General features: G+C 72.4%; 20 protein-coding genes. 10 read left to right on the top strand and 10 right to left on the bottom strand.

Going from position 1 to position 21577, the window contains the following annotated elements; translation table 11 throughout:
* The first annotated feature begins 6 nt into the window (after window positions 1-6).
* From ACH4E8_RS20570 to tgmB, 6 genes are all read left to right on the top strand, one after another.
* Window positions 7-1719 (top strand): IucA/IucC family protein, encoded by a 1713-nt coding sequence (locus ACH4E8_RS20570; protein WP_398450315.1) that lies wholly within the window; start codon window positions 7-9, stop codon window positions 1717-1719.
* A complete protein-coding gene (locus tag ACH4E8_RS20565) occupies window positions 1716-3461 on the top strand; it encodes an IucA/IucC family protein (protein ID WP_398450149.1) in 1746 nt (581 codons plus the stop codon). Before ACH4E8_RS20570 ends, ACH4E8_RS20565 begins: the two co-directional genes overlap by 4 nt.
* Complete coding sequence (locus tag ACH4E8_RS20560; protein WP_398450147.1) at window positions 3458-4663, top strand: type III PLP-dependent enzyme; 1206 nt, start codon at window positions 3458-3460, stop codon at window positions 4661-4663. Before ACH4E8_RS20565 ends, ACH4E8_RS20560 begins: the two co-directional genes overlap by 4 nt.
* A gap of 76 nt (window positions 4664-4739) precedes the next feature.
* Entirely contained in the window at window positions 4740-5735 is a 996-nt protein-coding gene (locus tag ACH4E8_RS20555) for a phosphotransferase (protein WP_398450145.1), read from the top strand.
* Between the two features lie 990 nt (window positions 5736-6725).
* On the top strand, window positions 6726-6917 hold the full coding sequence (gene tgmA, locus ACH4E8_RS20550; RefSeq protein WP_398450143.1) for a putative ATP-grasp-modified RiPP: 192 nt from the start codon (window positions 6726-6728) through the stop codon (window positions 6915-6917).
* 10 nt (window positions 6918-6927) lie between these two features.
* Window positions 6928-7857, top strand: a complete 930-nt coding sequence (gene tgmB / locus ACH4E8_RS20545; protein ID WP_398450141.1) for an ATP-grasp ribosomal peptide maturase — start codon at window positions 6928-6930, stop codon at window positions 7855-7857.
* 81 nt (window positions 7858-7938) lie between these two features.
* On the opposite strand, the gene ACH4E8_RS20540 is transcribed toward tgmB, so the two are convergent.
* The 5 genes from ACH4E8_RS20540 to ACH4E8_RS20520 form a co-directional block, all read right to left on the bottom strand.
* Window positions 7939-8859, bottom strand: a complete 921-nt coding sequence (locus ACH4E8_RS20540) for a CorA family divalent cation transporter (protein ID WP_398450139.1) — start codon at window positions 8857-8859, stop codon at window positions 7939-7941.
* A 32-nt stretch (window positions 8860-8891) separates the two neighbouring features.
* A complete protein-coding gene (locus ACH4E8_RS20535) occupies window positions 8892-9077 on the bottom strand; it encodes a hypothetical protein (protein WP_398450137.1) in 186 nt (61 codons plus the stop codon).
* A gap of 536 nt (window positions 9078-9613) precedes the next feature.
* The gene (locus ACH4E8_RS20530) at window positions 9614-9823 is read right to left on the bottom strand and encodes a YbdD/YjiX family protein (protein ID WP_398450135.1); all 210 of its coding nucleotides are present in this window, start codon (window positions 9821-9823) and stop codon (window positions 9614-9616) included.
* Window positions 9820-11943 carry a carbon starvation CstA family protein gene (locus tag ACH4E8_RS20525; protein ID WP_398450133.1) on the bottom strand — a complete coding sequence of 708 codons (2124 nt, stop codon included), beginning with the start codon at window positions 11941-11943 and terminating at the stop codon, window positions 9820-9822. Before ACH4E8_RS20525 ends, ACH4E8_RS20530 begins: the two co-directional genes overlap by 4 nt.
* A gap of 135 nt (window positions 11944-12078) precedes the next feature.
* The gene (locus ACH4E8_RS20520) at window positions 12079-12330 is read right to left on the bottom strand and encodes a DUF3311 domain-containing protein (RefSeq protein WP_398450131.1); all 252 of its coding nucleotides are present in this window, start codon (window positions 12328-12330) and stop codon (window positions 12079-12081) included.
* A gap of 251 nt (window positions 12331-12581) precedes the next feature.
* Between ACH4E8_RS20520 and ACH4E8_RS20515 the strand changes: the two genes are divergently transcribed.
* The 4 genes from ACH4E8_RS20515 to ACH4E8_RS20500 all read left to right on the top strand — a co-directional run bounded on the left by ACH4E8_RS20515 (window position 12582) and on the right by ACH4E8_RS20500 (window position 16096).
* On the top strand, window positions 12582-14159 hold the full coding sequence (locus ACH4E8_RS20515) for a sodium:solute symporter (protein WP_398450129.1): 1578 nt from the start codon (window positions 12582-12584) through the stop codon (window positions 14157-14159).
* Window positions 14156-14785 carry a sigma-70 family RNA polymerase sigma factor gene (locus tag ACH4E8_RS20510; RefSeq protein ID WP_398450127.1) on the top strand — a complete coding sequence of 210 codons (630 nt, stop codon included), beginning with the start codon at window positions 14156-14158 and terminating at the stop codon, window positions 14783-14785. The genes ACH4E8_RS20515 and ACH4E8_RS20510 overlap by 4 nt, the downstream gene beginning before the upstream one ends.
* Window positions 14782-15126: a hypothetical protein gene (locus ACH4E8_RS20505; RefSeq protein ID WP_398450125.1), complete on the top strand. Its 345-nt coding sequence runs from the start codon at window positions 14782-14784 to the stop codon at window positions 15124-15126. Before ACH4E8_RS20510 ends, ACH4E8_RS20505 begins: the two co-directional genes overlap by 4 nt.
* A gap of 94 nt (window positions 15127-15220) precedes the next feature.
* The gene (locus tag ACH4E8_RS20500) at window positions 15221-16096 is read left to right on the top strand and encodes an effector binding domain-containing protein (protein WP_398450123.1); all 876 of its coding nucleotides are present in this window, start codon (window positions 15221-15223) and stop codon (window positions 16094-16096) included.
* Here ACH4E8_RS20500 and ACH4E8_RS20495 read toward each other — a convergent pair.
* The 5 genes from ACH4E8_RS20495 to ACH4E8_RS20475 all read right to left on the bottom strand — a co-directional run bounded on the left by ACH4E8_RS20495 (window position 16089) and on the right by ACH4E8_RS20475 (window position 21499).
* Entirely contained in the window at window positions 16089-17435 is a 1347-nt protein-coding gene (locus ACH4E8_RS20495) for a M6 family metalloprotease domain-containing protein (RefSeq protein WP_398450121.1), read from the bottom strand. The genes ACH4E8_RS20500 and ACH4E8_RS20495 overlap by 8 nt on opposite strands.
* Window positions 17436-17760: 325 nt before the next feature.
* Complete coding sequence (locus tag ACH4E8_RS20490; protein WP_398450119.1) at window positions 17761-18642, bottom strand: universal stress protein; 882 nt, start codon at window positions 18640-18642, stop codon at window positions 17761-17763.
* Between the two features lie 190 nt (window positions 18643-18832).
* Entirely contained in the window at window positions 18833-20011 is a 1179-nt protein-coding gene (locus ACH4E8_RS20485) for an isoaspartyl peptidase/L-asparaginase family protein (RefSeq protein ID WP_398450117.1), read from the bottom strand.
* Window positions 20012-20150: 139 nt separating this feature from the next.
* Window positions 20151-20852, bottom strand: coding sequence for a nitroreductase family protein (locus ACH4E8_RS20480; RefSeq protein WP_398450115.1), 702 nt, complete (start codon window positions 20850-20852; stop codon window positions 20151-20153).
* A 47-nt stretch (window positions 20853-20899) separates the two neighbouring features.
* Complete coding sequence (locus tag ACH4E8_RS20475) at window positions 20900-21499, bottom strand: TetR/AcrR family transcriptional regulator (RefSeq protein ID WP_398450113.1); 600 nt, start codon at window positions 21497-21499, stop codon at window positions 20900-20902.
* Window positions 21500-21577: the final 78 nt, after the last annotated feature.

Here is a 21577-nt window from a genome sequence, read left to right as displayed (position 1 = left end):
ACCGTCATGCTGAACGTGCTCAGCGCCCTGCTGCGCGAGGACGCCGTCGGACTGCGCAGCCGCACCACCCCGGTGGACCGGCCCGACGGGACCTGGCTGCGGCTGCCCACCGACGGCGACGCCCTGCTGCTCCCGGTGCGCCGCACCGACCCCGGCTTCCAGCACCGTGCCGAAGCCCGGCTTCCGCTGCTGCGCCGCGAGTCCGACGGCACGGAACTGACCGGCCCCGACGAGGTGCTGTCCGCCCTGCGGGCGCTCGCCGACCCCCGCGACCGCCCCGGCTTCGACGCCTTCGCCCGGGAGTGCCACGAGGCGATCGCCGCCGCCCGACTGCACCAGGCGACCACCGGCGCCGTGCACCGGGACCTGACCGCCCGGTACGGCGCCGACCCGGCGCGCTGGAGCGGTCCCGCCGCAAGCCTCGCCTTCGACGCACTCGCCGCCCGACTGGACCACCCGGTCTATCCGACGGCCCGCGGCCGCGCCGGCCTCACGGACGGTGACCTACGGGCGTACGCACCGGAGTTCCCCCCGCGATTCCGCCTGCGCTGGCTCGCCCTGCCCCGGGACGCCGTGACCCTCAGCGAGACCTTCGACGACCAGCGGGCGAACCCCTGGTGGCCGAAGCCGTCCGAGGTCGCCCTGCCCGTCCGCCTCGACGCCGGTCACCTCGCCCTGCCCGTCCATCCGCTCACCGCGGCCGGCCCCCTCGCCGGGGCGCTGCGCACCACCGGCCTCGCCGACCGCGCCGTCCTCGCCGACCGCCCCCACCTGGACGTCGTCCCCACCCTGTCGCTGCGGACCGTCGCGCTGGCCGACCACCCCACCGTCCACCTCAAGCTGCCGCTGGCCACCGCCACCCTCGGTCGGCTCAACCGACGCACCATCAAACCCGGCACCCTCGCCGACGGCGCCGCAGTCCAACGACTCCTTGACGCCGTCGTGACCCGCGAACCCCGCTTCCACGGCACCGTTCTGCACGCCGACGAAACCCAGTACGCCCACGCCGACCACGAACTCCTCGCCGCCCTCGTCCGCCACCAACCCGCCGAACTCGACGCCACGACGACCGCGGTCCCGCTCGCCGCCCTCCTCGGCCGCGCCCCCGGCGGGGGACTCGTCATCGACCGGCTCGCCGACCGCCACCACCAGGGCGACGCCCTCGCCCTCCTCGATGCCGTCCTCACCCTGCTCTTCGACTGGCAGACGACCCTCTACGGCTACGGCATCGCCCTGGAATCCCACCAACAGAACGTCACCCTGCTCCTCGGCGGCCCCGGACCGCGCCTGGTCTTCAAGGACGACGACGGCCCCCGCATCCACGCCGGCAGGGCGCGCGCCGCCCTCGGCGCGCCCCTGCCGGACTTCGCCGACCGGCGCATCGCCGTCGACGACGACCGCGCCCTGATCGACCTGTTCACCACCGTCACCGTGCACCTGTGCGCGGGTGCCTACGCCTTCGGCCTCGCCCGCAGCGGCCACGCGCCCCTGCCCACCCTGCTCGCCCTCGTCCGGGACCGGCTCGCCGAAGCCGTGGCACGCCTCGAAGCCGGACCCCGCGCGGCGCTGCGCACCCACGTCCTGGACGCCGCCCACCTGCCCGTCAAGGCGATGGTCAGCGCGGGCACCCTGCTCGCCAAGGAAAGATCAGGCGCTTTGGACATCAACAAGCACTACACCACCGGCCCCAACTACCTGCGGGGGAGCGAGCAGCGATGACCAGCGCCACCACCGACCGAGCCACCCCGTTCGCCGGCCCGCCGACCAGGCCGCCCACGGCCGCGGACGCCGTCACCCACACCCTGCTCAACTGCCTGCTGCGCGAGGTGTGCGGACCCGAGCGCCAGACCGCCGTGATCGACGGGCGACTGCTGCTGCGGCTGCCGCGCCTGGGCGTGCTGCTGCGGGTCGCGCTGCGCCGCACCTCCCTGCTGGGCGCCCACCGCTTCACCGGCCCCGTCACCGAGCAGCGCGACGACGGCTGGTCGGAGGTGGGGTGGCGACGCCTCGCCGAGCACACCCACGCCGAGTTGACCCTGCGCACCGGCACCCGCAACGAAGAGTTCCTCGCCCAGATCACCGCCAGCCACCGCGGGGTGAGCGCCGCACTCGATGCCGCCGCACGCGGCGCGGACCAGGCCGCCCCCGGCGACTGGCTCGCCCGCTACCTGGCCTCGGAACAGTCCCTCGCCCTGGGCCACCGCTTCCACCCCACGCCCAAGGCGCACACCGGTGACCCCGCTGCCTGGTCCGCGTACGCGCCCGCCGCCGGGGTCTCCTTCCCGCTGCGCCTGCTCGCCGTCCGCACCCACCTCGTTGCCGAAGAAGCGGCCGAGTCCGGCGCCACCGACGCCCTCGACCGCCTCGCCGCCGCACCGCCGGGACACCGGATCCTGCCGGTCCACCCGTGGCAGTACGACCACCTGCGCACCGCCCTGCGGCCCCTGCTGGAGCGCGGCGACGCGATCGACCTGGGCACCGGCCACCGGCACTTCGCCCCCACCGCGTCCGTCCGCACCCTCTACGACGGCGACACCTTCCTCAAGTTCAGCCTCAACGTCCGCATCACCAACTGCCTGCGGAAGAACGCCTTCTACGAACTCTCCGGCGCCGTCGCCCTCACCCGCATCCTCGCCCCCGCCCTCGCCGACCTGGCCGCCCGCTTCCCGGGCGCGGCGGTGCTGCGCGAGCCCGCCTACCGCACCCTGCGCGTCCCGGGCCCCGACGGACGTGCGGACACCGCCCTGTTCGAAGGGCTCGGCGTGATCGTGCGCGAAGGGCTCGCCACCCGGCTCCGGCCCGGCGTCACGCCCCTGCTCGCCGCCTCCGTCGCCGACGAGTACCCGACCGGACCCGGCCACGTCTCCCGGCTCGGACCCGCCGCCGACCCCGCCGCGGCCCTGACGTGGTGGCGCGCCTACCTCGCCCTGCTGATCCCGCCCGTGCTCGCCGCGTACTTCGACCACGGAGTGGTACTCGAACCCCACCTCCAGAACGTCGTCGTCGGCGTCGCGGCCGACGGCAAACCCGCGCAGATCGTCTTCCGCGACCTGGAGGGCACCAAGCTGCTGCCGGAGCACCACGCCGCAGCGCTCGCCGCCCTGCCGCCCGAAGTCGCCCGGCCCATGACGTACGACGCCGGGCACGGCTGGGACCGGGTGGTGTACTGCCTGCTGGTCAACCACGTCGCCGAAGTGCTGGCGGCCCTCGCCGACCTGCACCCGCACACCGAGGCGGCGCTCTGGTCCCAGGTGCGGCACACGATCCGCCGCTACGCCGACGAACACGGCTGCCCGCCCCGGCTGCGCGCCCTGCTCGCCGGCGTACCGCTGCCGGCCAAGGCCAACCTGCTGACCCGCTGGGAGCGCTCGGCCGACCGGGACGCCGGATACGTACGACTGCCGTCTCCGCTGGCCGAGGACATCCTGTCCACCGCCCCCGCCGACGGGAGTCCGCGATGACCGCCGTGCCCGACTTCGTCCGCACCCTGCCGGCCGATGAACTGCCCGCGTACGTCCACGACCTCGACGCACTGCGCGGGCACGCCGCGCACATCCGCAGCTGCCTCGGCGGCCGGGCCGAGTTCCAGTACGCGGTCAAGGCCAACCCCGACGCCCGCGTCCTCACCGCCCTCGCACCGTACGTCGACGGCTACGAGGTCTCGTCGGGCGGCGAGGTCGACCACGTCAGCGAGACCGTGCCCGACCTGCCGCTGGCCTTCGGCGGGCCCGGCAAAACGCCCGCGGAGATCGCGACGGCGCTGCGCCGCAAGGTGGCCCGCTTCCACGTCGAAAGCGCGCACGAACTGCGCGTACTGGCGTCCCTCGCGCATGACCACGCGGCATCGGACGCGTCCCCCGTCGGGGTGCTGCTACGGGTCAACCTGCCGGTCGCCGGCGGACTGCCCGCCACCACCGCCCTCGCGATGGGCGGACGTCCCTCGCCGTTCGGGATCGACCCCGGCGAGGTGGACGACCTGGTGCGGCAGCTCACCGACGGCAGCCACCCCGGCCTGCGGTGGTACGGCGTCCACGCCCACCTCGCCAGCGGGCTGACGGCCCCCCAACAGCTCGACCTGGCACGGCAGATCGTCACCTGGTCGGCCGCGCTCGCCGCCCGCCACCGCGCCCCGCTGGCGGAGGTCAACATCGGCGGCGGAATGGCCGTCGACTACGCGCGCCCGAGCGAGCGCTTCGACTGGGCCGCGTTCGGAACCGGACTCGCGGACCTCGCCGACGACCACCCCGAGAGCGTGCTCAAGGTCGAGCCCGGCCGGGCCGTGACCGTGTACGGAGGCTGGTACGCCACCGACGTCCTGGACGTCAAGCGCAGCCACGGCGAGACCTTTGCCGTACTGCGCGGGGGTACGCACCATCTGCGCACCCCCGCCACCAAGGGCCACGACCAGCCGTGCACGGTGCTCGCCGTCGACGACTGGCCCCACCCCTGGCCGCGGCCCGCCGCCCCGGACGGCGAACCCGTCACCTTCGTGGGGCAACTGTGCACCCCCAAGGACGTCCTGGCTCGACGTGTGCCGGCGCCCGGGCTGCGGGCGGGCGACCGGGTCCTCTTCGCCCTCGCCGGTGCCTACGCCTGGAACATCTCCCACCACGACTTCCTGATGCACCCCGAACCCCGGTTCCACTACCTCGGCGCGCCGTGAGCCGGCGTCACCGGAGCACCGGCCGCCGTCCGATATCGACGTGCCCCGGCGGGGCCGCCCGGGTTAGCGTCACGACATGAAAGATCAGCCGGAAGGAATCGACGCATCCGGTGTGCGGCAGGCGCTGCTGGCGTGGGGGATCGACGCGGTGGACCTCGGGTACGCGCCCGTCGGCTTCGGCGACTACCACTGGACGGCCGACGACGCCGCAGGCAGACGGTGGTTCGTCACGCTCTCCGACCTGGCGGACAAGAATCACTGCGGGATGGGAGCGGACGCGGCCTGGCAGGGGCTGCGACGCGCCATGGACACCGCGGCGCAGCTCAGGGACCGCGACGGCCTCGGCTTCGAGGACGGCGGCTTCGTCCTCGCGCCCGCGGCCACCGCCGACGGCGAGAGCGTGCGCCGGCTGGGCGAGCGGTACGCGCTGAGCGTCTTCCCGTACGTGGCCGGTCGCAGCGGCGACTTCGGGCAGCACCTCACCCCCGAGGAGCGCGCCCGCACCCTTCGGACGCTGGCCGCCCTGCACGCCGTACGGCCCCCCGTCGTCACCCGCGTCATCCCGCCCGAGCTGTCGGCGCGGGAGCGGCTGGAGGCGAACTTGGCCGCGGTGGACCGGCCGTGGAGCGGCGGCCCCTGGTCCGAGCCGGCCCGCGAGACGGTGGTGCGCCACGCGGCGGGGCTGCGCGGACGGCTCGACGCGTTCGACGCGCTCAGGGTCGACGTCGCCGGCCGGGGAGCCGCGCTGGTGGTGACCCACGGGGAGCCGCACCCGGGGAACCTCCTGTGGCACGAGGGCCGCCAACTGCTCCTGGACTGGGACACGGTGGGGCTCGCGGTGCCCGAGCGCGACCTGTGGCTGGTCGCCGAAGGGCCGGACGACCTGGCCCGCTACGAGGAGCTGGCGGGACGCAAGCCCGACCCGTCGGCGCTGGCGCTCTACCGGCTGCGGTGGGACCTGGAGGACGTCGATGCGTTCCTCGGCTGGTTCCGCTCCCCGCACGCCGCCACGCCCGATCTGGAGCAGGCGTGGAACGGGTTCCTCGACACCGTGCGACGGCTCGCGGCCTGAGCGCGCCCCGGGGGCGGACCCCGTGGCCGGTTCGCTCCGCCACGAGGTCCGCGGTCGTCCGTGGATGAAATACCCTCGCTCGAATCCCGCGCGCCAAGCGCTCCGGCACATCCGGCTTCACATTTTCGAAACCCGTCCCGCGATTCGGTCGGATGCAGTCCGTGACGCCTTGCGGACGCACCGTTTGAAGACCGGACGCGGATGGAGAGTGACGATCTCGGCACGAACAGTTGCCGAGACGGCGGAGAATCCGATGCCGAGTGCGTTGCCCTCGACGCCCGTTGCGGTGGAAGCGCTCACTGGGCTCCCGATGGGGGAACGCCGCGCCGATGTGGAGCTGTTCCGGGGTGAACGCGAGGGCCCCCGCCGCCCGCACCCGAGTGCGCCGAAGAAGTGGCCGCGGTGAGAATGGGCCGCGGGAGGGGGAACCGGCCGTCCCCCGTACGAGTTCCACCGCTTCCTGTGCGAGCCTGGTGTCTGGTAACACGCACGCCCGCGACTGCGGGATGGCCGTTCGGCACGGCGTTCACGGCCTTTCCCTCACGATCCAGCCGTCAGCCGGGTGACGGCTGTGCTCCATCATTGCCCCGTCATTGCGGGGACATGAAGTCGCGGAACGGTGGAACTCACCGAAGAGAAACGCTCCATCACACTGTGTTCACCATCGAGGGAGGTGCACAAGTGATTACCGGGGTGATCGTGGCCAGTGGTGCCAGAGGTGCGGATGGTGACGGAGGTCACTCTCCTTTCCGGTGCACGGAATTGCGGCTTCAAGCGTCTTCATAGGTGCCGGGAAAACGTCAACGGCTCGTTCGTGCGGTCACGTTCGTCGTCCAGTGGGTGATCGTGGAGTCGGAAGGGCGTCCAGCGGCAAGCGTTTTCAGCAATATGACGTTATGTGATGAACTGGCTACATCACCGCCACGTATTGCTCCTTACGCGGTCACGTAGTGGCCCGAGAACAGTCCCGTGCGGGGCAGGGAGAAAAGCATGAAACCGTTCGCGTGGAACTACGCACGTCCGGCCGAGCTGTCACCAGTCGTCGACCAGTACTCGTACGACTCCGCCCTTCAGCTGAACGTCCTCCCGGACGGCCGTCCCGCCATCACGGACCGGGCGCTGCTGGCGGCGGTCGGCACCACCACCTCGACAGCAGGTTCCGCGACCCACTTCGACGACTGATCCCCCACAGATGACGGTGCTGATCCTCACCAGCGAGCAGGACGTGACCGCGGACATGGTGGTGGCGCAACTCCACAGGAGGGGCGTCCCGCTCGTCCGGTTCGACCCGGCGGACCTTCCGCAGGAGGGCGCGCTCTCCGCCGAGTACGTACGGGGCGAATTCCGCGGCTATCTGTCCACCGGCGGGCGTGTGGTCAGCATGGACAGCTTGCGCGCCGTCTGGGTGCGCAGGCCCGGCGAACCGGCGGCGCACGCGGCAGAACCGTCCGCGTGGCTGACCGCGGAGAGCGGCCAGGCGCTGTACGGCATGCTGCACAGCACGCGGGCCCGCTGGATGAACGAACCGGGTGCGGCTGCCCGGGCGCGGTTGAAACCGTGGCAGCTGCGCATCGCGCACGACAGCGGGTTTCCGGTGCCCGCGACCGTGATCACGACCTATCCCCAGGTCGCCCGGCAATTCGCCGACCAGTACCGGAACGTCGTGGTGAAGGCGGTGTCGGGCAAGCCGCCGAGCGATCCCCCGATGGCGCTGCCCACCACGCTCGTCCCCGCGGACGCGGACTTCACCAACGTGGCCGCGGGACCCACCCTGCTCCAGCGGTACATCGCGAAGCGGGCGGACATCCGGCTCACCGGCGTGGGCGACGAACTCTTCGCCGCGCGCAAGCTCGCCGAGCCGGGCCAGGTCGACGGTCGCTACGGGGAGACGGGACACCAGTGGCACGCGGTGCAGACGCCGGAGAGCGTGCGGCGCGCCGTGCTGAAGTACAAGGAGACGGCCCAGCTCGCCTACGGCGCCTTCGACTTCGCCGAGGACGACGAGGGGACCTGGTGGTTCCTCGAATGCAACCAGGGCGGTCAGTTCGGCTTCGTCGAGTTGGAGACGGAGCAGCCCGTCGCCGACGCGGTGGCGCGGTGGCTGAGCTGTCCCCAGGAGTGACGGCCGGGGCGGGGCCGCACCACCGCCCCGACCGCCGCTCCCGGTCGGCCCCGGGGCGGACGGAGCTGCTTTCCCCGCGCCCTACCGCAGCCAGCCGCGCCGCCGGATGTACCACAGGGGGATCAGCGCGGCGACGAACGTGAGGAGGGTCGTGGCCAGGAAGCCGTGCTCCCAGGCCAGTTCCGGCATGTTCGTGAAGTTCATCCCGTAGAAGGTGGCGATCAGGGTCGGCGGCAGGAAGACCGCCGTGATGATCGTGAACACCTTGACGATCTGGTTCTGCTTCACGTCGAGCGAGGTCATGATCGACTGTTGGAGGTAGCGGACCTTGTCGTGCTCGTAGCTCGCGTGTTCCTTCACTCCGTTGATGTCGTCGATCAGCACGTCGATCAGCGGTGCGAGCGCCGGGGTGCGGCCCTCGGCCTCCGCCCGAAGGTGCCGGGCGGCGCGGGCGAGCAGGAGTTGGGACTCCTGTGACCGGGAGACGATCTCCTCGGCGGAGTTCATCCGGGCGATCGTGTCCTGCATGTTGCCGACGCCGATCTCCCTGCCCCGGTCGTCGTAGCCGTCCGTTGCCAGCGTGATCTCGTCGCTCATCGCCTCCAGGGCGTCGCTGGCGTAGTCGATCACCCGCTCCTGGGCCTCGTTGAGGGCGTACAGCAGCGCGTACATCACGCCGTGCGCGCTCTGTGCGAGGTGGGGCAGTCGGCGCAGCCGGGCCAGCGCCTTGTCGAAGGGGGCGAAGGGCACCTCGGGTTGCAGGGTGACCAGGACGTCGTCACCGAGGGCGAAGACGAGTCGTTCCCGGCGCACCTTCGCACCGCTGCGCACGTTGATCGTGATCGGGAGGTAGACGAAGGTGTCGCCCTCCCACACCCGTTCGCCGGCGGTCGCGAAGTCGGCGCCGGTCGTCCGCTCGGCCTTCGCCAGTGCCGCGGCGTCCCGGGCCGGCACCTGCACCCAGTGCTTGCGCAGGCTGGCCACTTCGTAGGTCCCCGTCATGCGTCCGTTGTTGGGCATCTCGGTTGCTCCCGTCACGGGTTGTAGGGCGACGTGGAGGAGGAGCCGGACTGGCTCCTCGGCGGTTCGGGTGCGCCGTAGTGGACGACCAACAGGGCAGCGCAGATGAAGAGGTACAGCCCGATGGTGAAGGCGAGCGCCTGACGTTCGAGGTTGGGGCGCTTGGAGCGGTTCGGCGCGGACGAGTTGAGCGTGACCATCACAGACCCCCACGGTGGTGGACGGGCGGACCCGCGCTGCCCGGCCGGGCACGCCGCGGGACGTACGTGGTGACGCCGCCGGGTCGGTCGGACCGGGGCGGTGCACAGGTGGAGAACGCGGAGAAGGGCGCACGGCGCGCCGTCGCGGGGCGGCGGCTCAACGGCCGCCGGCACGAGGGCCGACGCTCAGCGGCGGACCGGGAAGGAGGCCGTGCGCGAACCGGAAAGGGGCCGATCGTGGCCCGGACTACTGCCGTCCATGTCCGCCTCCCTCCCTGTCGGGCTCGGCGCCGGACCCTGACCTGGGCGGTCCGGACGTTCACGAGCACCGTCGACCTCGCTGTGCGTCCGGGCCGGCGCCGTGGTTCTCGGCGTGGCGGACCGGATGCGTCGTACATGCTCGCACAGGTTTGCGAGGCCCTTCAAAGGGGGCTTGGATCCAGCCATCGCGCACCCGTCCTTGCCCGGCTGGAACATGATGGTCGAACGTACGGTGCCCGAGGGGCGCGCGTAGCGGCGCCCCTCGGGCAGTGGGGTCAGCAGCAGCGGGACTGCGGCTCCTGCTCCAACTTCCGGGCCCGCTGGCGCTGGAACTCGCGCCGGGTCGGCGGCGGCAGGTGCGGATGGTCGCGGCGGTGGTGCACGCAGTGCCGGTCGTACGCCGTCTCGCCGCTGACCTCGCGCAGGTACCAGAGCACCGTGCGCGCGCCGCGCCGCAGGGCCCGCGTCACGGTGGAGACCGTCACTCGCGCACCTCTGCCAGCTCCTTCTCCTTCGTGGTGCTGATCCGCGAGGCCACGTACGGGGTCTCGGTCGTCGGCGGCAGGGCGGGCGCGCGGACCGCCCGCACGCACACCACGGCCGCGTTGACGAGCACCGTGGCGACGAGGAGCACGAACAGCACGATCAGCACCCCGTCCACGGTGGAGTTGAGGACGATGGTGTCCATGTCGTCCATGTTCTTCGCGGGCGCCAGCACCTTCCCCGCGTCGATCGCGTCGGCGAACCGCTCCCGCTGGGCGAAGAAGCCCACCCGGGGGTCGTCGGAGAAGACCTTCTGCCAACTCGCGGTGAAGGTGACCGCGACCGTGAACGCCAGCGGCACCCCGGTCACCCACGCCCAACGCAGCCGCCCGGACTTGATCAGCAAGGTGGTGGCCACGGTCAGCGCCACGGCGGCGAGCAACTGGTTGGCGATGCCGAAGAGCGGGAAGAGCTGGTTGATCCCGCCGAGCGGGTCCGTCGCCCCCGCGTACAGGAAGTACCCCCAGCCGGCGACGACCAGGGCGCTCGCCAGCCAGATGCCCGGCTTCCACTGCACCCGACCCATCGGCTTCCACACGTTGCCCAGCATGTCCTGCAACATGAATCGTCCCACTCGGGTGCCGGCGTCCACGGTCGTGAGGATGAACAGCGCCTCGAACATGATGGCGAAGTGGTACCAGAACGCCTTCATGCCCTGGCCGCCGATGACGTCGGAGAAGATCTGCGACATGCCGACGGCGAGGGTCGGCGCCCCTCCGGTGCGGGCGACGAGCGTGCTCTCCTCGACGTCCTTCGCCGCGGCGGCCAGATCCTCGGGGGAGATGGTGAACCCGAGGTTGGCCACTGCCGCCGACGCCGATTCGACCGTGTTGCCGAGGACGCCGGCCGGGGCGTTCATCGCGTAGTACAGGCCGGGGTCGAGCACCGCGGCGGCGATCAGGGCCATCACGGCGACGAACGACTCCATGAGCATCGCCCCGTAGCCGATCATCCGGACCTGCGACTCCTTCTCGATCAGCTTCGGGGTGGTCCCGGAGGAGACGAGGGAGTGGAAGCCGGAGAGGGCGCCGCAGGCGATGGTGATGAAGAGGAACGGGAAGAGCGACCCGGCGAACACCGGGCCCGCGCCGCTGGAGGCGAACGACGTGACCGCGTCGGCCTTGAGCACGGGCGTGGCGAAGACCACGCCGAGCGCGAGCAGCGCGATCGTGCCGATCTTCATGAAGGTGGAGAGGTAGTCGCGGGGCGCGAGCAGCATCCACACCGGCAGCACCGAAGCGACGAAGCCGTACGCGACCAGGCAGAACACCAGGGTCTTCGGGCTCAGCGTGAAGGCGTCGGCCAGCGAGGACTCCTGGATCCAGCCGCCGCCGACGATCGCGAGCAGCAGCAGCGCGACCCCGATGAGGCTGGTTTCCAACACCCGGCCGGGCCGCAGGATGTGCAGGTAGAAGCCCATGAAGAGGGCGATCGGGATGGTCATCGCCACGGAGAAGGTGCCCCAGGGCGACTCGGCGAGGGCGTTCACCACGACCAGCGCCAGCACCGCCAGCAAGATGATCATGATGGCGAAGACGGCGATCAGCGCCGCGGTCCCGCCGACCTTGCCGATCTCCTCACGGGCCATCTGGCCGAGGCTCTTGCCGTTGCGCCGCATGGACAGGAACAGCACCACCATGTCCTGCACGGCACCGGCGAAGATCACGCCGAACACGATCCAGAGCGTGCCCGGCAGATAGCCCATCTGCATCGCCAACACCGGCCCCACCAGCGGGCCGGCGCCGGCGATCGCGGCGAAGTGGTGGCCGAGCAGCACCCGACGGTCCGTCGGCTGGTAGTCGACGCCGTCCTCCAGCCGCTCCGCCGGGGTGGCCCGGGTGTCGTCGGGCTTGAGCACCCGGGTCACGATGAAGCGCGCGTAGAAGCGGTAGGCGATGGCGTACGAACCGAGGGCGGCGGCGACCAGCCAGACCGCGGAGATCTCCTCGCCGCGGGCGAGCGCCAACACCCCCCAACAGATCGCGCCGACGAGCGCGACGGCGGACCACAGGAGGATCGACTTGGGATTGGCCCGCAATGCGGATACGGGGGACCGGGACACACAGGCTCCTTGAGCGGTCGGACGGTTTCGACCTGACGGTCTCGACGGATGGACGGTGGTCGTGGCGCGGACGGGGACTTTTCACGGCCGCGCCCCGCGAACGGGGACGGCACGGCGGCGAACGGCACGGCGGCGTCAGGACTCGGGGCGGCGCGGACGGGTCAGCCGGTAGGCGACGAACAGGGCCAGACTGCAACCGGGCACCCAGGCCAACTGGTACCAGTAGAAGAACGGCACCCCCGCAAGGCGCGGACGCTCCGTCGCGTACCAGGGCACCCACACCAGCGCGACGAGCGGCGCGATCAGGAGGACCCCGGCCGCCACCCGACGGGCGCGCGACACGGCCACCGGACCGTCCCGCCCCGCACCCCGCACGCTCGCTGTCACAGAACCTCCGCAGATGTCCGTTGCCGGCCGGACGATCGCCCCCGACCTCCCGGCGAACACTCGGTGTTGACGCCGGTCTGTGGAAGAGTTGCCGGTCGCCGCGGTTTGGTTGACAGGGACGTCCGGTGGATTTCCTCAGGTCGTCAGGGCGCGGGCGGACCGTCGGCGCCTTCGGTGCGGACGGCCCGACCGATGACGGACCGCGCGTGCCGACCGGCACCGCCGAAGAACCGCACCGCGGATGGTGACCGATGCCCGATGGGGCCGTAGCCACGGCGTTCCTCGCCGTCATCGGCGCCGCGTCCCTGCTGGCGGCGTCCGCGCGACGCTTCCGCAGCACCGACCGGCTGCCGTCGCTGGAGGGCTGGGCGCTCGCCGACCGGAGTCTGGGCGCCGGCTGGATCTGGCTGCTGCTCGGCGGCACGGTCTTCACCGCGTACACCTTCACCGCCGTCCCCGGCCTCGCCTACGGCAACGGCGCCCTCGCCTTCTTCGCGGTGCCGTACACGGTGATCGTCTGCCCGATGGCCTTCGTGCTGCTGCCCCGGCTGTGGTCGGCGGTCAGTGCCGGCGGCCACGTCACCGTCGCCGACTATGTCCGGCAGCGGTACGACTCCCCGGGCCTGGCGCTCGCCGTCGCCCTCACCGGCATCCTCGCCACGATGCCGTACCTGGCGCTGCAACTCCTCGGGATCCGCGCGGTCCTGGTGGCGGTCGGCGTCACCGACGCATCGCCGGTCGTCGCCGACCTCGCGATGGTCGCCCTCTTCGCCGGTCTCGCGATCGCCACCTACCGGCACGGACTGCGTGCCCCGGCCGTGATCTCCGCCTTCAAGGGCGCCGCCGTGTTCGCCTCCGTGTTCGCCCTCGTCTGGCTGGTGCTGGACGTCTTCGGCGGCCCCGGCGGCGTCTTCGACGCGGCGGCGGCCAAACTGGCCACCCACGAACGTCCGGAGACCCATCCCCTGGTCCTCGAAGCCGGCCAGCAACCGGCCTTCGCCTCGCTGGCCGTCGGCTCGGCGCTCGCCCTGCTGATGTACCCGCACGTGCTCACGGTCGCCTTCGCCGCGTCCGGGCCCGCCACCTTGCGCAAGGTCTCCGTGGCCCTGCCCGCCTGGACGGCCGTGCTCGCGCTCTTCGGGCTGCTGGGCATCGCCGCGATCGCGGTCGGCATCCGCACCGCGCCCCTGGGCGCCGAGTCCGCCGTGCCGATGCTGGTCGACCAACTGATGAGTGCCCCGCTGGCGGGACTCGTCTTCGGGGCGATCACGGTGGGCGCCCTGGTGCCGGCCGCGGTGATGTCCGTGGCGGCGGCCACCTCGTTCGTCCGCAACGTTTACGTCGAGTACGTGCACCCCACCGCGACCCCCAAACACCAGGTCCGCATCGCCAAGGTCGTCTCGCTCACGGCGAAGCTGGGCGCGATCGCCTTCGTCTTCGGACTGCGCGACCAGGCGGCGGTGAACCTCCAACTCCTGGGCGGCGTCTGGATCCTCCAGATCCTGCCCGCCGTCGCCGTCGGCCTCTACACCCGGCTGTTGCACCCGCGCGCACTGCTCGGGGGATGGGCGGCGGGCATGGCGTTCGGTACGGTCGTGGTCGTCAGGGAGGGCTTCTCACCCGTGGTGTCCTTCGTGCCCGTCGGAGCGGGCGGCCAGGGCCCGGAGGTGTACGCGGGACTCGTGGCGCTGCTGCTCAACCTCGCGGTCGTCGGAGCGGGCACAACCCTGCTGCGCCGCAGGGGCGCGCCGCGTCGCCGCGGCGCGGGCGCGCCGCACCACCGCCCCGGAGCCAGCCGCCGCCCCGAGACCGGAACGAGTACGCCATGAGACGCAGCCCGCGCGCCCTGCGCTCCCCGGTCGTGACGGTCCGCCACCACCGCGCCGCAGCCGCCGCCGACGAGGAACAGCCAGCGGCGGCGAACGCCGTCGACGACACCATCGCGACCGCCGTCGACGGCGCGGACGGCGAGCGGGAGGCCGCGCTCGCCCGCCTCTTCGAGGCCCACTACACCTCGATGCTCCGCCTCGCCGCGCTCCTCGGCGCGGACGACCCGGAGAACATCGTCGCCGAGGCGTACTACGAGATCTACCGCAAGTGGCGCAAACTGCGCGACGTGGCCCGGGCGGAGGCGTACTTGCGCTCGGTGGTCTGCAACCTCACCCGGATGCGGATACGCCACCTCCAGATCGTCCGCAAGCACGCCGAGGCGCCCTCCACGGAGCCGGCCGCGTCCGCCGAGTACACGGCGCTGCTCCACGACGACCAGCAGGCCCTGATCCAAGCCCTCCAACAACTGCCCGCCCGGCAACGCGAAGCGCTCGTCCTGCGACACTGGATGGGCCTGAAGGAGGGTGAGATAGCCACATCGATGGGGATCTCGGCCGGCAGCGTCAAGACCCACACCGCGCGCGGTCTCGCCGCCCTGACGCAGATGATGGAGGGCCGCCGATGAACGCCGACCACGCGGGTGACGCGGGCGAAGCGGGGGCGATAGGCGCCGCAGGGGGCACCGGCCCGGTGTCCGCACCGGTGCAGACCGAAGAGCGACTGCGGGAGGCGATGGCCGCCCTCGCCGGCCACGTCCATGCGGCACCCGATGCGTACCGCACCGCGCGCGGACAGTGGCACCGCCGCGAACGGCGCAGGCGGCTCGTCCTGGGCACCCTGATCGCGGTCGTCTTCACCCTCGCGACCCTCGCCGGCCTGTGGGTGCTCAACTCCGCGCCCGCCGACTCCCCGGGCGTCTTCGACGGCGACCGGATGCCCGCCCCCGCAGCGCCCCCGGGCGGCTGAGTCGCGGCCGACCGCACCGGATCGGGCACCGAACGTCGGGTGCGGCAGAGTGGGCCCTTCCTACGGTGGCGATCGACGAGGAAGGGGGCCGGGAGTGCTGGACCGGCTGAACGAAGCCATGGAGCTCATCGAGGAGCGCCTGGACGGCACCGTCGACGTCGCCGAACTGGCGGCCGTCGCGATGACCTCGGAGTACCACTTCCGTCGGCTGTTCTCCGCCTTGGCCGGAATGCCGCTGTCGGAGTACGTACGACACCGTCGGCTCACCGTCGCCGGCGCCGAGGTGGTCGCCGGGCACCGGACGCTGCTGGACGTCGCGACGGCCCACGGATACGGCTCGGGCGAGTCCTTCGCCCGCGCGTTCCGGGCCTTCCACGGGGTGGGCCCGGGGCAGGCCCGGCGCACCGGAGCGGTCCTGCGCTCCCAGTCACGGCTCTCCTTCCGCCTCACCGTGGAAGGGAGCAGCACCATGCGCTACCGCGTCGTCGAGAAGGACGCCTTCGCGGTCGTCGGAAGGAAGACCCGGGCCCCCTTGGTCCACGTGGGCGCCAATCCGGCCCTGGCCGCGTTCGTGCGGGGCATCGACCGGGACGTGCTCGACCGCATCGCCGAGCTGGGTGACCAGGAGCCGACGGGGTTGCTCGGGGTGACGGACGACCTCGACCCCGGCCGGGCCGAGGGCACCGAATTCACCTACTACCACGGGGTGGTGACCTCGGTCCGGCCGCCCGACGACCTGGATCGGCTCCCGGTCCCCGCCGGAACCTGGGCGGTGTTCGCCTACCGCGGGGAGTTTCCCGAAGCGCTTCAGTACCTGTGGCGGGACGTCTTCACCCAGTGGTTCCCCGCCAATCCGTACCGCACCAGGCCGGGGCCCGAAATGCTGCGCGTCGAGCTGTCGCAGGACGGACGGCGGGCGGCGGCGGAGCTGTGGATCCCGGTCGAGGCCGACGGCGTCCGCTTCAGATGACGGTGACCGTCGCGGTCACGCTCCCATCCGTCGCGGAGATGTCGATCAGCCGCACCCCGCTGTCCGTGCCGGCGCGCGAGAGCGAGCTGGGCGAGGTGCTCTCGGTGAGCGCCGTGTTGCCGGCGCTGCCCGGGAAGGGGTCGCCGCCGTCGCCGCCGTTGCGGTCCAGCTCCAAGTCGCGCAGGGCGTCCGCCTGGAGGAGCGCGACCTTGTAGCCGCTCTTCTCGTCGACGTTGTCCTCGCGGCCCTCGTCGATGTGCCACACCAGCAGCCCGCCCGCCGGCAGGGACACGTCGTACCCGCTGCGCTGCCGGTTCTCCACGAGGAAGTACTCGCCTCCGTCGACTCCGGACTTCCAGAGCCGGTGGACGGTGCGGCTGGACTTGACGTCGTCGAAGGTGACGCTGCCGTTTCCGGCCACCACGGCGGCCTGCGCCCACCCCTGCTGCACCTTGCACCACGCGGAGGGGTGGACGGGCACGTCCCCGTTGCCGCCCCACGAACCGCCGGACATCAGGCACCAGTCGCCCACGCCCTCCGACGAGCCGTCGGTGTCGTACAGGTCGGGGAAGCCGAAGAGGAGGTGGCCCAACTCGTGCGCGCACACGCCGATCTTCGCGTCCTCCGGGATCGTGAGGTACGCGTACACCTTCGTGCCGTCGGTGACGTGGGCCTTCGGCAGCACCCACTTGTGCGACCACAGGTCGCCCCGGCTGCCGCTGGTCTCGCCGCCGGTGCCGGCGTGCACCACGATGAAGGCGTCGGCGAAGCCGTTGCCGTCGTTGTCGTACGGGCCGAAGTCGATGGCGCCGTCCGCGGCGAGCGCGGCGTCCCGCGCCATGATCGGGGCGCGCGCGGTGCCGCTCGGCGTGCCCACGCCGCAGTTGTCGTTGGCGTACCAGGCGTGCGGCTGCGGCAGCCGCAGCGGGCCGACGACCTCGCCGACGATGTCGACCAGGCCGTGCGTCACCTCGCGGAAGTACTCGCGGACGCTGCCGTTCGGCAGCACGCCGAGGGAGAAGAACAACTCCTCGAAGTGCTGCTCGGTGGCGGCCATCGGCTTGTCGGAGAAGTCCGCCAGGACCACGGCCACCCGCACCTCGCCGCGCAGCGGCTTGCGGTCGCCGGCCGCCGTCATCACGGTGAACTGCGGGGTGCCGGGCGGGAAGTCGTCGGCCGGGATGATCGTGCCGTCGTCGTAGCCGGGAGGTCGGGCGCCCGGTGCGAGCGAGGGTTGGGCCGCCAGCGTCTGCACCCGGTCGCCGGGGCCCTCCTGTTCGGCGATCAGCCGTCGGCGCAGCGCGGGGCTGGCGGAGACGGCGCAGAAGTCGGACCACACGGCCCCTGCGCGGTCGGTCGGCCGGTGCGGTCGCTCTGGTCGGTCCGGTCGAATGTGCTGCGGCAAGGTGTACCCCCCGATGGGCCGTTGGTGCCGTGGTTCCGCAAGCATCGTAGGGACTGTGTCGCTCGGGGCGCGATGGGTTCGTCCGGAGTGTCCGGGTCCGGCGGGGTACGCCGCGTGCCCCCGACGGTTTTTCTGCCATGCCCCCTACGACGGTGGGGCGCACACCGCCATGCGGTGCACGCCCCACGTCTCACTCGTCTTGCTCGACGATCCTCAGGTCACGGCCCTTGCGCTCCTTGGCCCGTGTCGGCCCGTCGCCTCAGGGGCGGCCTCCGCGCACCACCGCGACCGGGCAGTGCGCGTGGTGCAGCAGCGCCTGGCTGACCGAGCCCAGCAGCAGGCCGGCGAAGCCGCCGCGGCCCCGTGCGCCCACGACCACCAACTGGGCGTCCTCGCTGGCCTCGATCAGCGCCTGCCGGACCCGGTCGTGCACCAGCCGTCGGTGCACCGTGACGTCGGGGTACTTGTCCTGCCAGCCCGACAGCGCCTCGGCCAGCAACCGTTCCTCCGTGTCCCGGAGCCGGTCGATGCCGTCGACCAGATTGCTCGGATGCCCCGGGTCGTCGCCGCCGCGCTCGGTCCAGGTGTTCCAGGCGTGCAGCGCGACGAGTTCCGCGCCGCGCAGGGAGGCTTCCGCGAAGGCGAACCCGACCGCCTCGTCCGCCTCCGGCGAGCCGTCCACCGCGATCAGCACCGGACCGGTGCGGTCCGGTGCGCCCCGCACCACCAGCACCGGGCAGCGCCCGTGGGCGGCCAGGTGCACCGCCGTGGAGCCGACCAGCAGGCCCACGAACCCGCCCATGCCGCGGCTGCCCACGACCACGAGCGACGCCTCGCGCGACAGCGCCTCCAACACGGTCAGCGCTTCGCCGGTCACCAGGTCCTGGGTGACCTCCACGCCCGGCTCGCTCTCCCGCGCCCGCTCCACGGCGTCCCGCAGATAGCGCTCGGCCAAGTTGCGCAGCCCGCCCTCGCGGGGCCCCACCGGTGACGGCTCCAGGTTCACGTGCATCTTCGGCCAGATGAACGCATGCACCACCCGAAGCCCCACACCGCGCAGCCGCGCCTCGCGCGCCGCCACCTCCACGGCGCTGAGGCTCGACTCCGAGCCGTCGACTCCGACCACGACCGGACCGTTCATCACAGCACTCCCATCTTCGTGCTCGCGCAGTACTGCCTGCCTCCAGTCTCAGCCCGCCGACCGGGGCCCGCCATGGGTCGAACGGCCATGGCCGGCGGGCCGAACTGCCCTGATGGCCGTCGGTGACCGGGGAGGCGCGCTGGGTGGCCCGCCGGCGGGGATGCGCCGGGGCAGCGGGGGTGCGTCGGGGTCAGGTGTTCGCGGGCGACTCGTCGGGGAAGACCTTGGTGACGACCGTGCCGTCCTCGGTCAGATATCCGTGCAGCATGCCCGGGCTGCTGTGCGGGGCGTCGAAGTCGCCGTTCGGGCCCAGGGCGATCACCCCGCCGTCCCCGCCGAGCGCGGGCAGCCGCTTGACGATCACTTCGTAGGCGGCGGACGCCAGCGGCAGCCGGGCGAACTCCACGAGGTTGGAGATCGTCGAGGTCGCCGCGCCCCGGATGAACACCTCGCCGGCGCCGGTGGCACTGGCGGCGAGCGTGCCGTTCTTCGCGTACGTACCGGCGCCGATGACGGGGGAGTCGCCGATCCTGCCGGGCAGCTTGTTGGTGAGTCCGCCGGTCGAGGTGGCCGCCGCGAGGTCGCCCCGGCCGTCGAGGGCCACGGCGCCCACGGTGCCCTTGGACTGCTCGTCGGCCAGGGCTTCGGGCGTCTTGGCGGCCGTCTTGGAGCCGCGGGCCGTCTCCTTCGCACGCAGCAGGGCGTCCCAGCGGGCCTGGGTCCAGTAGTAGTCCTGGGTGACGGTCGCCAGGCCGTGCTGCTGGCCGAAGTCGTCCGCGCCCTCCCCGGCAAGGAGGACGTGTCGGGACTTCTCCATCACCAGCCGGGCGCCCTCGACCGGATTGCGCAGGCTGCGCACCCCGGCGACGGCGCCCGCCGCGAGGTCGGAGCCGCGCATGACGGAGGCGTCCAACTCGTGGGCGGCGTCGGCGGTGAACACCGCACCCTTGCCCGCGTTGAACAGCGGATCGTCCTCCAGCACCTTCACCGCGGCCGCCACGGCGTCAAGGCTCGTGCCGCGGCGGTCGAGGACCTCCTGTCCGGCGCGCAACGCGCGGGCCAGCCCGTCGCGGTACGCCTTCTCGCGCGCGGGCGTGGTCGTCTCCCGGTCCAGGGCGGCGCCCGCGCCGCCGTGCACGGCGAGCACGACGTCACGGGCGTCCGGCCGGGGCTTGGCACCGGGCTTGCCCTGCGCCGCTTCGGACTGCGCAGCGGCGCCGGGCCCGGCTTGGTCCTGCTCGGCGGCGACCGGCACCGCGGAGGACGACGGCGCCGCCCCGTCCACTCCCGGTACGGCGACGAGCGCGGCGGTCACCGTGACCGCGAGCAGTGCGGGCAGGATCCAGGCCGGGGTGCGGTTGCTGGGCATGGGCGCTCCTTGGCACGGGGTGCGCGTACCGCCGCGGTGGCTGCGCACCGACTGAGTGGATGCGGATGCGCCGACTGTACTGTCATGGCCATGACTTGATCGAGAGTGCCGGGGCCGCTGGGTACGGCCCGCCCGTGGTTCAGATCTCGACCATCACCTGGTCCAGTGACTTGCGCACCAGGTCGGGCACCTGGCAGTCCGGCGCTGGATATCCGACCGGAATCACCGCGAACGCCTTCTCGTTCGCCGGCCGGCCGAGGACTTCGGAGAGGAAGCGCATCGGACTCGGCGTGTGGATGAGGGCGGCGAGCCCGGAGAGGTGGAGGGCGCTCAGGAGCATGCCGACCGCGATCCCCACCGATTCGTCCACGTAGTAGTGCTTGCGCTTGCTGCCGTCCGTGCCGAGCCAGTAGCGCTGCTGGAAGACGACGACGAGCGCCGGCGCGTCCGTCAGGTGCGGCTTGACCTCGTCGGTGCCGAGCGGGCGCAGCGCCGCCAACCACTCGTCGCCGAGCCGCCCGTCGTAGGAGATCTGCTCTTCCTCCTCGGCCGCCTGACGGATGCGCCGACGGATGTCGGGGTCCCGGACCAGGACGAACGTCCAGGGCTGCTGGTGGGCGCCGGACGGCGCCGTCGCGGCGCAGGCGATGGCGTCCCTGACCACCTGGAGCGGTACGGGGTCCGGGGCGAACTGGCGCACCGTGCGCCGCTCGTCCATCCGGGCCCGCAACTCGGCCGCCCGCGCCAGGGACTCGTCCTGGGGCATGCGCTCGGGTCGATACGGGACGGGGCGGTAGGGCTCGCCGTGAGTGGGGGTCCAACGCTCGGTCGTAGTGGGCATGCCCGGCAGTGTGCCGCGTTACGCCCGCCGGCGGCAGGGGGTGCGTCCTATTCTGCGGATTCCTGCGTCCGCAATCCGGACAGTAGGCGGTCCAGGGCCTGCTCGGCGTCGGTGAGCGCGGACGGGGCGGTCGAGCGCGCCAGCCAGATCGCCGTCTCGTTCATCGCCCCGGACAGCAGCCTGGCCAGCGGCGCCACCGGCTGGTCCGCGATGACGCCCGCCGCCACCAGGGACTCCAGTGCCTCCGCCAGGTGCCGGGCCGATGCGTCGTCGTCCATGGCGCGCCATTCGTCCCAGCCCAACACCGTGGGCGCGTCCACCAGCACGATGCGACGGACGGCCGGATCGGCTCCGGCCGCGAGGAAGGCCCGGCAGCCGGCCCGAAGCTGTTCCCAAGGGTCGGCGTGGGCGTCGGCCGCCGCGGCGACCCGCTCGCCCAACTCGGTCTGGACCTCGGCGACCACGGCGCGGAAGAGGCCCGCCTTGCTCGCGAAGTGGTGGTACGCGGCGCCCTTGGTGACGCCGACGGCGGCGGCCACCTCCGCGAGCACGACGTCGTGGTACCCGTCGGCGGCGAAGCGGCGCCGCCCCTCCGCGAGCAACGCCCGTCGCGTCGCCGCCCGCTGCTCGGCCCGACTGGTGGCCATGTCCGTACCGTCCTTCCCTTTTCGCGTACCCCGGGTATGCTAACTCCACACTTCGCATACCTTGGGTATGTGAAAAGG

It is taken from the genome of Streptomyces sp. NPDC017979, from assembly GCF_044328175.1.
Taxonomy (GTDB): domain Bacteria; phylum Actinomycetota; class Actinomycetes; order Streptomycetales; family Streptomycetaceae; genus Streptomyces.
Note: the sequence above shows the minus strand (reverse complement) of the source record. Positions and strands in the feature narration are given on the sequence as shown.